This is a genomic window from Pseudomonas sp. CIP-10 (genome assembly GCF_020911845.1).
GTDB lineage: Bacteria > Pseudomonadota > Gammaproteobacteria > Pseudomonadales > Pseudomonadaceae > Aquipseudomonas > Aquipseudomonas alloputida.
Genome location: NZ_CP087160.1, coordinates 2274814 through 2287158 on the forward strand (window position 1 = coordinate 2274814; position 12345 = coordinate 2287158).

The following is a 12345-nucleotide window of genomic DNA, read 5'->3' on the forward strand; positions in this document are numbered from 1 at the left end:
GCCGCCCGAAAGGATCAGGCCGGCACCATGGCAAAGCCGACGCCGAACCGGTTCCAGGCATTGATGGTGGCAATTGCCAAGGTCAGGTTGGCCACCTCGGCCGGCTCGAAGTGTTCCTGCAGGGCTTCATATTGGCCCTGCGGCGCACCCTGTTCTGGCAAGCGGGTCAGGCTCTCGACCCAGGCCAGCGCAGCACGTTCACGCGGCGTGAAGTAGCTGGTTTCCTGCCACACGCACAAGGTCTGCAGGCGTGCTTCGGACTCACCGGCCTTGCGCGCATCGTTGGCATGCAGGTTGACGCAGTAGGCGCAGCCGTTGATCTGCGAAGCGCGCAGGCGTATCAGCTCCAGCAGCGAGTGTTCAAGGCCGCTGTTAGCCAGCGCCTGCTCCAGGCCGACCATGGCTTTGTAGGCTTGCGGCGCGTGTTTGGCCCATTCGATACGGTTGTGCATGTCAGTCTCCAGGCGTGTGGGGGTGGATATGGCGCTACTGTAGCGCCGCTCATTGGCCACCCCGATAGCCAATTTTGCGCATAAGCGGGAGGCCAATCGTCCATTCAGGTGGCCACTGACCTGCATCCAATCTCTTCATTTCTGCCAAGCCAGCCGAGCCGGGATAATGACCAGTTCCTGCTAAAAGAGAACCGACTCACAATGAGCGCTGTACTGAACCTGTTGCTGGTGATCCTGCTGGCGTTGAACCTGCGGCCGATCCTGACCAGTATCGGCCCGTTACTCGAACCTATGCGCGCCAGCACCGGCCTGGGTTACCAACAGGCCGCCTTGCTGACGGCGCTACCGGTGCTGTGCATGGGCCTGGTGCCCCTGTTGCAACCGTGGCTGCGACGCTGGGTCAGCGAGCACGGCGGCATGCTTGGGGGCCTGACCGCCATTGCCTTGGCCTGCCTGTGGCGCCTGCAACTGGACAGTGCCTGGGCGCTGATCGCCAGTGCGCTGGTCGCCGGCCTGGGCGTGGCGGTGGTGCAGGGCATGATGCCGGGGCTGGTCAACCGCTGGTTCCCTGGCCGTCTGGCCGGGGCGATGGGGCTGTACTCGGCGGCGCTGATGAGCGGCGGCGGCTTGGCGGCAGTACTCGGTCCACACATCAGCGGCCATTTCGGTTACTGGCAGGCGGGCCTGGGCGTTTGGGCGATCCCGGCCGTGCTGGCGGTGCTGGCCTGGGCCGTGCTGCGGCCGAGGCAGGAGGCGCCAAAGCTGTCTGGGGCCGCAGGCGGGCACTGGTTCGGCACCCGCCGGGCGTGGTTGCTGGCCCTGTACTTCGGCCTGATCAACGGCGGCTACACCAGCATGGTGGCCTGGTTGCCGGCTTACCACATCGAGCACGGCGGCAGCGCTCAGGGCGGTGCCGACCTGGTGGGCCTGATGACCGTCTTTCAGGTGCTCGGTGCGCTTGGCCTGCCGCTGCTGCTGCGACGTTGGGCCGACAGGCGCCCGGGTTTGTGGCTGGCGCTGGCGATCCAGCTGGCGGGCTTCCTGGGGCTTTTGCTGGCACCTGCGGCGGCTTCCGGGCTTTGGGTCGCCATGATCGGCTTTGGCTTGGGTGCCTGCTTCAGCCAGTGCCTGACGTTGACCCTGGAACACCTGAAAACGCCTGCCGAGGCCGGCAGCCTGGCGGCGTTCGTACAGGGTATCGGCTTTATCATCACCGGCATCGTGCCGTATATCACGGGTTGGCTGCGGGATGTCAGTGGCGACTTCCAGGCTTCGTGGACGCTGTTGACCGTGACCGTGATGGCAATGCTGCTGGTGACCGCGTGCTTCAATCCGCGCGGCTATGCGGCGGCTATCGCCCGGCCGGCCGCAACCGGCAGGGCCGCACCGGTCAACTGAGGCGTTGCAGGGTATCGCGTACCCGGTCCAGCGCCGGGTCGATATCCAGCAGTTCGATGGCGCCGAAGCCCATCAATAACCCCGGGCGGACCGGCGCCTCGCTGAAGAAGGGTGCCAGTGAATACAGGCCGACCTCTACCTTGCGCGCGAGGTTGGCCAACAGTTCCACATCCACTGCGGGCGTAGCCAAGGCACTGAGGTGGAAGCCTGCGCTGGCGGGGATGGCGCTGAACCACGGTGCCAGATCGCCGCCAAGGCGCGCCAGGATGCGCTCGCGGCGTGCACTGTAGACCTCGTGGCAGCGGCGGATGTGCTTGTTCAGGTGGCCTTCGCCAAGGAAGCGCGCCAGCGCCCACTGCAGCAGGGTCGGGCTGTGCCAATCGCTAAGGTGCTTGGCCACGCAAGCGGCCTGCAGTACGGCAGGTGGTAATACGGCATAGCCCAGGCGCAGCTCGGGCAGCAAAGTCTTGGAAAAGGTCCCGACATAGGCGACCAGCCCATGCCGGTCCAGACGCTGCAGCGCGTCCGAGGCTGGCCCGTGGTAGCGGAACTCACAGTCGTAGTCGTCTTCGATGATCAGTGCACCCAGCTCGGCGGCCCGCGCAAGCAGGGCATGCCGGCGTGGCTCGCTCATCGGCATGCCCAGCGGGAACTGGTGCGAGGGTGTGACGTAGATCAGCCGGGTGCCATCGGCGATCTGTTCCACGCACAGGCCCTCATCGTCCACCGGCACCGATTGCAGGCGTGCCCCCAGGGCCAGGAACAATTGCCGTGCCGGTGGGTAGCCAGGATCTTCCATGGCCACCTGGCAGCCCGGTTCGACCAGCACCCGGGCGATCAGGTCCAGCGCCTGCTGGGCGCCGTTGCACACCAGCAGGTCGGCTGCGCTGCAGTGCACCCCGCGCGAGTAGGCGATGTGGTGGGCAATGGCTTCGCGCAGTTCCGGCAAGCCCTGGGCCGGGAATTGGCGCTCGGGGTGGCGCTGGCTGCGGCGCAGTGCGTAGTTCAGGCAACTGCGCCACTGGTCGAAGGGGAACTGTGCCTTGCTCGAAGCACCACCGACGAAGTCATAGCGCGATGGCGCCTGCACCTGGCGTTGGCTGAGCACGGTGGCGCGCTGCTGCCAGCGCTCGAGGGAGGCGGCGCCAGCCAGGGGTATGGTGGCTGATTCGTTACTGCGCAGCGGATGGCGTGGGGTGACGAACGTGCCACGGCCGACCACGCCGCTGAGCAGGTTATCGTAGGTCAGCCGCGAATAGGCCTCGGCCACTGTCTTGCGGGATACGCCCAGTTGTTCAGCCAGCAGACGGGTGGGCGGCAGTTGGGTACCGGCGGCCAGGTGGCCGCTGTCGATACCGTCGCGCAGTTGCTGGTAAAGCTGATCGGCCAGGCCTTTGCGGCCCTCCAGGCGAATGTGCAGTTCCATGGGCGGGTCCGGAGCGGAGGATTGCTCAGGATAGCGGATCGGCTGCGACTCAGGTGCTTGTCACAGGCGACGAAGAGGCCGAGCCAACCGCTCAGAGCCGGGCGGTGCTGACGGTGATATAGCCTTTTTCTGCCAGGGCAATGCGTATCACGGTTTCATCCTCCGGCGCGTTGCGGTTGCGCTTGATGCGCACGCCTTCAACCGCCGAAGCTTTCATATGCTCTGAAATGGCCCGCCCGTTCGCGTCGAAGAACACCTCGCTGGCCAGCAACTCGATGCGTTCGATCAATTGCCGGGAATGTTCATCGGTGGCGCAGAAGAACATGACCCCCGACAAGTGCGGGTCATTGTCGGGGTTGGTCATGTCATGGGCCAGCATTTCGCGCAGGCTGCTGCGCAGTTCGGCGATGGGGCGGGCGTACGGGTGCATGCGGAGCCTCCTCTGGATCGCGACCTTGCGTCCTCCAGTGCCGATCATGTTTTCTGTGGGCAGAGGCAGCAAGTAGGGCGCTTCTGAGGGCGGCGTAGGAAACGTCTTAAGATGCTGGGCGGTGGTCGAACCCCAGGGTCTACAAGGCAGCAGCCCCCGCCTTGGCCACCTGGGCATCCTGTTCGGATTTGACGCCGGATACACCAATGGCGCCCACCACCTGGCCTTCCACCCGCAGCGGCACGCCACCTTCAAGGCTGGTCAGCAGGGGGGCGGTCACGAAGGCCGTGCGGCCGCCATTGACCATGTCTTCATAATCCCGCGTCTCTTTGCGCCCCAGTGCGGCGGTGCGGGCCTTTTCCATCGCGATGTAGGCACTGGCCGGTGCGCAGCCGTCCAGGCGTTCCAGGGCCAGTGGGTGGCCGCCGTCGTCGACCACGACGATGGTCACGCTCCATTGGCGGGCCTGGGCTTCCTGGCGGGCGGCGGTCAGTACGCGGGCGATTTCGGTCTGGCCGATAACGAACTTGCTAAGCATGGGCGGGCTCCGGGTTCAAGGCGGCTTCGACGATTTCGATCCAGTGGCGCACGGGTGTGCGTCCAGCCCCATCGAGGTGGGCCTGGCAGCCTATGTTGGCCGTGGCAATAACGTGCGGTTTACCGCTTTCCAGCGCGTTCAGACGATTGTCGCGAAGTTGCAGTGACAGTTCAGGTTGGGTCAGCGAATAGGTGCCTGCCGAGCCGCAGCACAGGTGGCCATCGGGCACCGAGGTCAGGGTAAAGCCAAGCCGTGTCAGCAGCGCCTCTACCGCGCCGCCCAGCTTCAGTGCGTGCTGCAGGGTGCATGGGCAGTGGAAGGCCAGGCGCTGTTCGGTGCACAGGGCCAATTGTTCGATCGGCTCATCGCGCAGGACTTCCACCAGATCGCGGGAAAGTGCACTGACCCGTGCCGCCTTGGCAGCGTAATGGGGGTCTTTCTCCAGCAGGTGGCCATAGTCGCGGACAAACGCACCGCAGCCGCTGGCGGTCTGCACGATCGCCTCGGCACCCGCTTCGATGGCGGGCCACCAGGCGTCGATATTGCGCCGTGCCCGCTGCAGGCCTTGCTCCTGAGCATTCAGGTGATAGTCCACCGCGCCACAGCATCCGGCCTGCAGGATGGGTTGCACACTGATGCCCAGACGGTCGAGCAGCCGCGCAGCCGCGGCATTGGTATTGGGTGACAAGGCCGGCTGCACGCAACCTTCCAGCATCAGTACCCGGCGCGCATGGCGCACTGCCGGACGCTGGCCGGGTGTGGTGACCTGCGCCGGCAACTTGCGTTTGAGTGAGGCCGGTAGCAGCGGGCGCAGCGCCTGGCCGCTGCGGGTCAGGGCCTTGAACAGTGCCGGGCGCGGCACCACCGCACGCAGGCCCAGGCGCAACAGGCGCTGGCCGAGTGGGCGTGGCACCTGCTGCTCGACCACTGCGCGGCCGATGTCCAGCAGGTCGTGGTACTTCACCCCCGATGGGCAGGTGGTTTCGCAGTTGCGGCAGGTCAGGCAGCGGTCCAGGTGCAATTGGGTGCTGGCGGTGACCGGCTCGCCTTCGAGCATCTGCTTGATCAGGTAGATGCGCCCGCGCGGGCCGTCCAGTTCGTCGCCCAGCAACTGGTAAGTGGGGCAGGTGGCGGTGCAGAAGCCGCAATGTACGCAGGTGCGCAGGATGCGCTCGGCTTCGTCGGCGCGGGCCAGGCGGCGCGAGGTTTCGCTAAGGTTGGTTTGCATGGGCTGGCCTCACAGGTCCGGGTACAGGCGACCAGGGTTGAACACCCCCTGGGGATCGAGCTGCTGCTTGAGGGCGCGGTGGTAGCGCATCAGTGCAGCCGACAGTGGCGGGCTGCTGGCTGCACCGGGGGCGTAGCAGGTGGCGTGGCCGCCCACCCTGGCGACCTGGTCGCGAATGGCCTGCGCCGGTGCGCAGGTCTTGAGCCAGCGCTGGGCACCCCCCCAGTCGATCAGTTGCTGGCCGGGCAGGTCCAGCTCGCCGGTGACGGTGGGTACGGACAGGCGCCACAGGGGGGCGGCGTCGGCAAAGAACGCCAGGCGCTGCTCGCGCAGGTCGCTCCAGAAGCGGTTATCGAGCGTTTCGCCCCCCAACCGCTGGCGTGCCGATTGCACCGACCCTTCGCCGCCTTCCAGGCGCAGGTACAACGTTTCGCCGTCATGGCAGGCGGCGCTGATCGGGAGCGGTTGCTGGCCCCATTCGGCCAGCTCGGCCAGCGCTTCATTGCGGCCCATCGGCAGGCGCAGGCTCAGGCACAGGCGCGGCCGTGGCAGCACTTTCAAAGAAACCTCGGTCAGCAGCCCCAGGCATCCGAAGCTGCCCGCCATCAGGCGTGACACATCGTAGCCGGCGACGTTCTTCATCACCTCGCCACCAAATCGCAGCAGCTTGCCGTGGCCGGTGATCACCCGTGTACCCAGTACAAAGTCGCGCACCGACCCGGCCCACGGCCGTCGCGGGCCAGACAACCCGGCCGCGACCATGCCGCCCAAGGTGGCCTCGGGGCCCAGGTGGGGTGGTTCGCAGGGCAGCATCTGGCCGGCCTCGTGCAGGGCGGCCTCGATCTCGCGCAGGGGGGTACCGGCGCGGGCCGTGAGTACCAGCTCGGTGGGGTCGTAGCTGACAATGCCGCGGTGGTTGCGGGTGTCGAGTACTTCGCCGGCCACCGGGTTGCCGAGCATCGCTTTGCTGTTGCTGCCCTGGATACGCAGCGGCGTACCTTCGTTCAGCGCCTGGTTGACCTGCTCCAACAGCGTCTGGCTCATGTCGCGCTCCATGCTCATCAGAAGCGCTCCAGCTCGGGGAAGGGCAGTTGCCCTTGGTGCACGTGCAGGGCGCCGAATTCGGCGCAGCGGTGCAGGGTGGGAATGTTCTTGCCGGGGTTGAGCAGGCCCTGGGGGTCGAAGGCGGCCTTCACCGCGTGGAACAGGGTAATTTCGTCGCTGTTGAACTGCGCGCACATCTGGTTGATCTTCTCGCGCCCCACGCCGTGTTCACCGGTGATGCTGCCGCCCACCTTCACACACAGTTCCAGAATCTTGCCGCCGATCGCTTCGGCACGCGCCAGCTCGCCGGGCAGGTTGGCATCGAACAGGATCAAAGGGTGCATGTTGCCGTCGCCGGCATGGAACACATTGGCCACCCGCAGGCCATACTCCGCGGACAGGTCGCTGATGCCCTTGAGCACCCGTGGTAACTCGCGGCGCGGGATGGTGCCGTCCATGCAGTAGTAGTCCGGGGAGATGCGCCCCACGGCCGGGAAGGCGTTCTTGCGCCCGGCCCAGAAGCGAACGCGCTCGGCTTCGTCGCAGGCCAGGCGCACCTCGCGGGCCCCGGCTTGGGTCAGCACGGCGGCGACGCGCGCGCAGTCGTCGTGAACATCGGCTTCCACGCCATCCAGTTCGCACAGCAGGATCGCCGCCGCGTCCACCGGGTAGCCGGCATGGATGAAGTCTTCAGCGGCGCGGATCGCCAGGTTGTCCATCATCTCCAGGCCGCCAGGAATGATGCCGGCAGCGATGATGTCGGCGACTGCCCGGCCGGCGTCCTCGACGCTGTCGAAACTGGCCAGTATCACCCGCGCCACCTGGGGCTTGGGCAGCAGCTTGACAGTGACTTCGGTGACGATACCGAGCATGCCTTCGGAGCCGGTGAACAATGCCAGCAGGTCGAAGCCGGGGCTGTCCAAGGCATCGCTGCCGAGGCTCAGGCGTTCGCCCTCGACCGTAAGGATGTCAACCTTGAGCACATTGTGTACGGTCAGGCCGTACTTGAGGCAGTGCACGCCACCGGCGTTTTCGGCGACGTTGCCACCGATCGAGCAGGCAATTTGCGAGGAAGGGTCGGGTGCGTAGTACATACCATGGGGTGCGGCGGCCTGGGAGATGGCCAGGTTGCGTACGCCCGGCTGCACGCGGGCGTAACGCCCCTGCGGGTTGACCTCGAGGATACGGTTGAAGCGCGCCATCACCAGCAGGATGCCCTTGGCCAGCGGCAGGGCACCACCAGACAGGCCGGTACCGGCGCCACGCGCAACCACCGGTACGCCGCGCTGGTGGCAAAGCTTCAACAGCGTCTGCACCTGCTCCAGGCGCTCGGGCAGCGCCACCAGCAGTGGCACGGTGCGGTAGGCCGACAGGCCGTCGCATTCGTACGGTTTGAGGTCTTCATCGCGGTGCAGGATTTCAAGATCCGGCAGGGCATCGCGCAGCGCCTGCAACAGGGCGGCCAGGTCCACGTTGGGCAGCGCGCCATCGACGCGTTCGTCGTACAGGATATTCATTGGCTCACTCGCAACGGTTTTTGTTGTTGTTGGCGAAGCGGTCACCGATGCAGCGTGCGCGTGCTAGCGTTTGGGGTCGAGTGAGATGTTGACTGGTCCTACCAGTTTCTTCGGGCAGTACTGTTTATTCACGGTTCTGTCTGGCTAGATTGGCGCTATAAGTCAAAGTGGTCCTACCAGCAGGGGTGTGCGCAGTGGGTACTGAAGGCAAGGCCAAGGTCGCCGACCAGGTGGCCGAACGGGTCGAGCGGCTTATCGTCGAAGGCGTGCTCAAGGTGGGCCAGGCGCTGCCATCGGAGCGACGGCTGGTGGAAAAGCTTGGCTGTTCACGTTCGGCCTTGCGCGAGGGCCTGCGCATTCTGCGTGGGCGTGGCATCATCGACACCGAACAGGGGCGGGGTTCGTTCGTCGCCGATCTCACCGGGCAGGCGGGTGCTACGCCTTTAATGCACCTGTTCAGTTCGCAACCGCGCACGCTGTTCGACCTGCTGGAGGTCAGGGCGTTGCTGGAGGCTGAGTCGGCGCGGCTGGCAGCGTTGCGGGCTACCGACGTCGACCGCCTGCTGATCCGCCGGCGCTACGAAGAAATGCTGGCTGCGCACGAGGCTGCGCAGGCGCTCGATGCCCGTGAACATGCCCGCCGTGACCATGCCTTTCACCGGGCGATCAGTGAGGCGTCGCATAACCCAGTGCTGGTGCATACCCTGCAATCGCTCAGTGACCTGACGTTGAGCACGGTGTTTGCGTCGGTCAACAACTTGTACTGCCGGCCAGCGCAGAAACGCCAGATTGATCGGCAGCATGCGCGGTTGTACCGCGCAGTCATGGAGCAACTGCCCGAGCAGGCGCAGCGGGCGGCGCGTGAGCATATCAACGGCATACGCGACAGTTTGCGGGAGATCGAGCAGGAAGAGCAGCGCCTGGTCAGGGCGACCATGCGTATGGATGGCTGGGGGTGAAGCGGCCCTGTGCCGGCCCTCTCGCGTCGAACCGTCGCGAAAGGGCCGGTACAGGTTTACTCAATGGTCAGCCACGGGGTCATCTTGCGACAAGATGGCCCGGGCCAGTTCTTCATCGTTGGCCTGCAGCCCAGGATGGTCCTTGCGGGCCTGTTCAAGCGCCGACTCCACATAGGCGCCGCGGATGGCACCGCCGCTGGCGACGAACGCTGAAAGTTCGTCACGGGCCGGGATGATCCGTTTGTCATCCTTGAAGGTCGAATACAGCGAAGCGGAAATACCGGCCGAGGTGGCGACGTCGCCCGCATCGACGCGGGCCAGGGCAGCACCGGCAGGCATCAGGAGCAGCAGCGCAGGGGCGAGCAGTAGGTGGCGCATGTCGTGTTCTCCAGTAACGTGAAGCACAGGGAAATAAACCACTCAGTGTCTAAGACGGTTGAGGCGTTCGGGTAGTTCCCTTCTGCTGGCAGGAGCGTGGCGGGGATGAAGGTGAACCTGCCGCTGACGATATGGCTGAACGCACGGTTCTCAAGGTGTCGACGGAGCGCGTCATGGATTGACCGCGTCGGGACGCGCGTGATTTGCTTGGGTGGAGGGGCTTCGCGGGCAAACCCGCAGAGCGCCCTGCCGATCATTCAAAGGAAACTGAAGGTTCGCCCATGTCCGACTACAGGCTGCATTGCTTCGCCGAATCCGGTAACGCCTACAAGGCTGCGCTCATGCTTGAACTCACCGGCCAGAACTGGCAGCCGGTGTTCGTCGACTTCTTCCATGGCCAGACGCGTGAGCAAACCTGGCGCGATGAGGTGAACGAGCAGGGCGAGGTGCCGGTGATGGAGCATGCTGGCAAGCGCTTCACCCAGTCTGCGCTGATTCTGGAATACCTTGCCGAACAGACCGGCCAGTTCGGGCCCCGTGATGAAGATGAAAAGCGTGAGATCTGGCGCTGGATGCTGTTCGACAACCATAAATTCACCAGCTATTACGCTGCGCTGCGCTTCCTGTTCTGCCTGAAAAACACCGGCGAAACCGATGTCACGCGGTTCCTGCGCGAGCGTGCCACGGCGGCTTACCGTATTGTCGACGCGCACCTGGCGAAGACGCCATTCATGGTCGGTGGCCGGTTGACCATTGCCGACCTGTCGTTGGCGGGGTATGTGTTCATGCCAGAAGACACCGGTATCCCGTTGGCAGCGTTCACGCACATCGAGGCCTGGAAAGCCCGGATCCAGGCGCTGCCGGGGTGGAAACACCCGTATGAGCTGATGCCGCGCACGGCATCCTGACTCATTCGCGACTAAAGCCGCCTGCACAGCGGCTACGCCAAATCATGTGTGTGGCACACCCCGAGTGGGTGCGCCGCCCGCATACTCCGGCTTCAGGTGCCCTTGCTCATCCAGCAGATAAGCATCCATCACTTCCCGCACCACCGGCCCTGCGACCCGGCCTCCAGCCTCACCGTTCTCGATCATGACCGCCACCACCACACTGGGGTGCTCAGCCGGAGCAAAGCCGACAAACAGGGCGTTGTCGCGGTGGCGCTCCAGGGTCTTGTTGCGGTTGTAACGCTCACCCTGTTTGATCGCCACCACCTGCGCGGTACCACTCTTGCCGGCGATCCGATACTGCGCGCCTGCTGCTGCGGCGCGGGCAATGCCGCGCGGGTCGTGCATGACCATCTGCATGCCCTGGCTGACCTGGTCCCAGGCATGCTTGTCGTGTAGCACGATGTCGGGCATGGGGTTTGGGTCGATCGGCGTATTGCCACCCACGGTCATGGCCAGGTGCGGGCGGTGCCACACGCCCTTGCTTGCCAGCAGGCTGGTGGCCTGGGCCAGCTGCAGGGGGGTGACCTGCATGTAACCCTGGCCAATGCCAAGGATCAGCGTCTCGCCCGGGAACCAGGCCTGGCGTCGTGTGGCGCGCTTCCACTCGGCCGAGGGCATCAGCCCGGAGGCTTCCTCGAACATGTCCAGCGACACCTTCTGGCCCAGGCCGAACTCGGCCATGTAGTCGTGCAGGCGGTCGATACCCAGCTTGTGCGCCAGGTCGTAGAAGTAGGTGTCGTTGGAGCGCATGATGGCGGTGTACATGTCCACCCAGCCGTCGCCGCTGCGGTTCCAGTTGCGGTACTTGTGGTCATAGTTGGGCAGTTCGTAGTAGCCCGGGTCGAACACCCGGCTGCCAGGGGTGATCACCCCGCTGTCGAGGCCAGCGATGGCCACTTCAGGCTTCACGGTCGAGCCAGGCGCATACAGGCCGCGCAGGACGCGGTTGAACAGTGGGCGGTCGATGGAGTCGCGCAGCGCGGCATACTGCTTGAAGCTGATGCCCTTGACGAACAGGTTGGGGTCGAAGCTGGGGTTGCTGACCATCGCCAGTACGTCACCATTGGCCGGGTCCAATACCACCACCGAGCCACGGCGGTCACCCAGCGCTTTTTCTGCGGCTATCTGCAAATGGGCGTCCAGGGTGAGGACTATATCCTGCCCTGGGGTCGGGTCCTTGTGGTTGAGCACGCGCATCACCCGCCCCTGAGCGTTGGTCTCGACCTCTTCGTAGCCCACATGGCCATGCAGCTGGCTTTCGTAAAAGCGCTCGATGCCGGTCTTGCCAATCGATTGGGTGCCGCGGTACTCCGTGCTGTCGAGCGTCTTGGCTTCTTTCTCGTTGATGCGTCCCACATAGCCCACTGAATGCGCGAAATGCCCGGCCAGTGGATACTCGCGGATGAACTGCGGCTCCACCTCCAGGCCCGGCAGGCGGAACTGGTTCACCGCTACCAGGGCGATCTGCTCCTCGCTCAAGCCCACCATAAGGGTCACGGGCTCGAACGGTTTGCGGCCACGGCGCAGGTCCTTGTCGAACTGCTTACGGTCGTCTTCGGTCAGGCCCAGCACCTGCGTCAGGGTGTCGAGCACCTTGGCCGAATCGCCGCCTGATCGCTCGCGGGTCATGGTCAGGTCGAAGCTGGGCTTGTTGTCGGCCAGTACCACGCCGTTGCGGTCATAGATCAGCCCGCGTTCGGGGGCGATGGGCAGCACGTGCACGCGGTTGTTTTCCGACACGGCCGTTTGTTGGTCGTGCTGCAGCACTTGCAGCACATAGAGCCGGCCCACCAGGACAGCACACAGGCTGAACACCATGGCAGCGCAGGCCAGAAGCCGACGGTTGACCAGGTGTTTTTCCTTTTCGTGGTCCTTTAACGGGATGGGTTGCGGCATCTGTGAATCGATCCTGAGGGGTGGCAATACGCGCGCGATCGGGTCGCGGATGCTACGCAACCCGCACCGCACCCTCAAGGCGAGTCCCGGCTGCCGGCTGGCTGGCATCGGCTGTGCGCCCCATGATCA

The 12345-nt window shown here is 65.0% G+C and carries 12 protein-coding genes; 3 read left to right on the forward strand and 9 right to left on the reverse strand.

The genetic code is table 11. The annotated features are described in order from the left end of the window. Window positions 1-14: 14 nt before the first annotated feature. On the reverse strand, window positions 15-452 hold the full coding sequence (locus LMH93_RS10355; protein WP_070095770.1) for a carboxymuconolactone decarboxylase family protein: 438 nt from the start codon (window positions 450-452) through the stop codon (window positions 15-17). 201 nt (window positions 453-653) lie between these two features. Here LMH93_RS10355 and LMH93_RS10360 point away from each other — a divergent pair, with 201 nt between their 5' ends. Then, window positions 654-1850: a CynX/NimT family MFS transporter gene (locus LMH93_RS10360; RefSeq protein ID WP_070095771.1), complete on the forward strand. Its 1197-nt coding sequence runs from the start codon at window positions 654-656 to the stop codon at window positions 1848-1850. On the opposite strand, the gene pdxR is transcribed toward LMH93_RS10360, so the two are convergent. From pdxR to glcD, 6 genes are all read right to left on the reverse strand, one after another. Next, on the reverse strand, window positions 1843-3276 hold the full coding sequence (gene pdxR / locus LMH93_RS10365; RefSeq protein ID WP_014756217.1) for a MocR-like pyridoxine biosynthesis transcription factor PdxR: 1434 nt from the start codon (window positions 3274-3276) through the stop codon (window positions 1843-1845). The genes LMH93_RS10360 and pdxR overlap by 8 nt on opposite strands. A gap of 91 nt (window positions 3277-3367) precedes the next feature. Continuing rightward, on the reverse strand, window positions 3368-3706 hold the full coding sequence (locus LMH93_RS10370) for a hypothetical protein (protein ID WP_004576022.1): 339 nt from the start codon (window positions 3704-3706) through the stop codon (window positions 3368-3370). 139 nt (window positions 3707-3845) lie between these two features. Next, window positions 3846-4244 carry a heme-binding protein gene (locus LMH93_RS10375; protein ID WP_003256164.1) on the reverse strand — a complete coding sequence of 133 codons (399 nt, stop codon included), beginning with the start codon at window positions 4242-4244 and terminating at the stop codon, window positions 3846-3848. Continuing rightward, a complete protein-coding gene (glcF, locus tag LMH93_RS10380) occupies window positions 4237-5472 on the reverse strand; it encodes a glycolate oxidase subunit GlcF (protein ID WP_185279509.1) in 1236 nt (411 codons plus the stop codon). The genes LMH93_RS10375 and glcF overlap by 8 nt, the downstream gene beginning before the upstream one ends. 9 nt (window positions 5473-5481) lie before the next feature. Beyond that, a complete protein-coding gene (gene glcE, locus LMH93_RS10385; RefSeq protein WP_230065128.1) occupies window positions 5482-6534 on the reverse strand; it encodes a glycolate oxidase subunit GlcE in 1053 nt (350 codons plus the stop codon). Then, a complete protein-coding gene (gene glcD, locus LMH93_RS10390; protein WP_003256158.1) occupies window positions 6534-8033 on the reverse strand; it encodes a glycolate oxidase subunit GlcD in 1500 nt (499 codons plus the stop codon). The genes glcE and glcD overlap by 1 nt, the downstream gene beginning before the upstream one ends. Before the next feature lie 194 nt (window positions 8034-8227). Here glcD and glcC point away from each other — a divergent pair, with 194 nt between their 5' ends. Beyond that, on the forward strand, window positions 8228-8992 hold the full coding sequence (gene glcC / locus LMH93_RS10395) for a transcriptional regulator GlcC (RefSeq protein ID WP_003256156.1): 765 nt from the start codon (window positions 8228-8230) through the stop codon (window positions 8990-8992). Window positions 8993-9052: 60 nt separating this feature from the next. Here the strand turns inward: glcC and LMH93_RS10400 are convergent, their stop codons facing one another. Beyond that, window positions 9053-9370 (reverse strand): DUF2388 domain-containing protein, encoded by a 318-nt coding sequence (locus LMH93_RS10400; protein ID WP_003256154.1) that lies wholly within the window; start codon window positions 9368-9370, stop codon window positions 9053-9055. 281 nt (window positions 9371-9651) lie between these two features. Between LMH93_RS10400 and LMH93_RS10405 the strand changes: the two genes are divergently transcribed. Continuing rightward, a complete protein-coding gene (locus LMH93_RS10405) occupies window positions 9652-10278 on the forward strand; it encodes a glutathione S-transferase family protein (RefSeq protein ID WP_012051960.1) in 627 nt (208 codons plus the stop codon). A 42-nt stretch (window positions 10279-10320) separates the two neighbouring features. On the opposite strand, the gene mrdA is transcribed toward LMH93_RS10405, so the two are convergent. Beyond that, window positions 10321-12216, reverse strand: a complete 1896-nt coding sequence (gene mrdA, locus LMH93_RS10410) for a penicillin-binding protein 2 (protein WP_108190622.1) — start codon at window positions 12214-12216, stop codon at window positions 10321-10323. Between the last annotated feature and the right edge of the window lie 129 nt (window positions 12217-12345).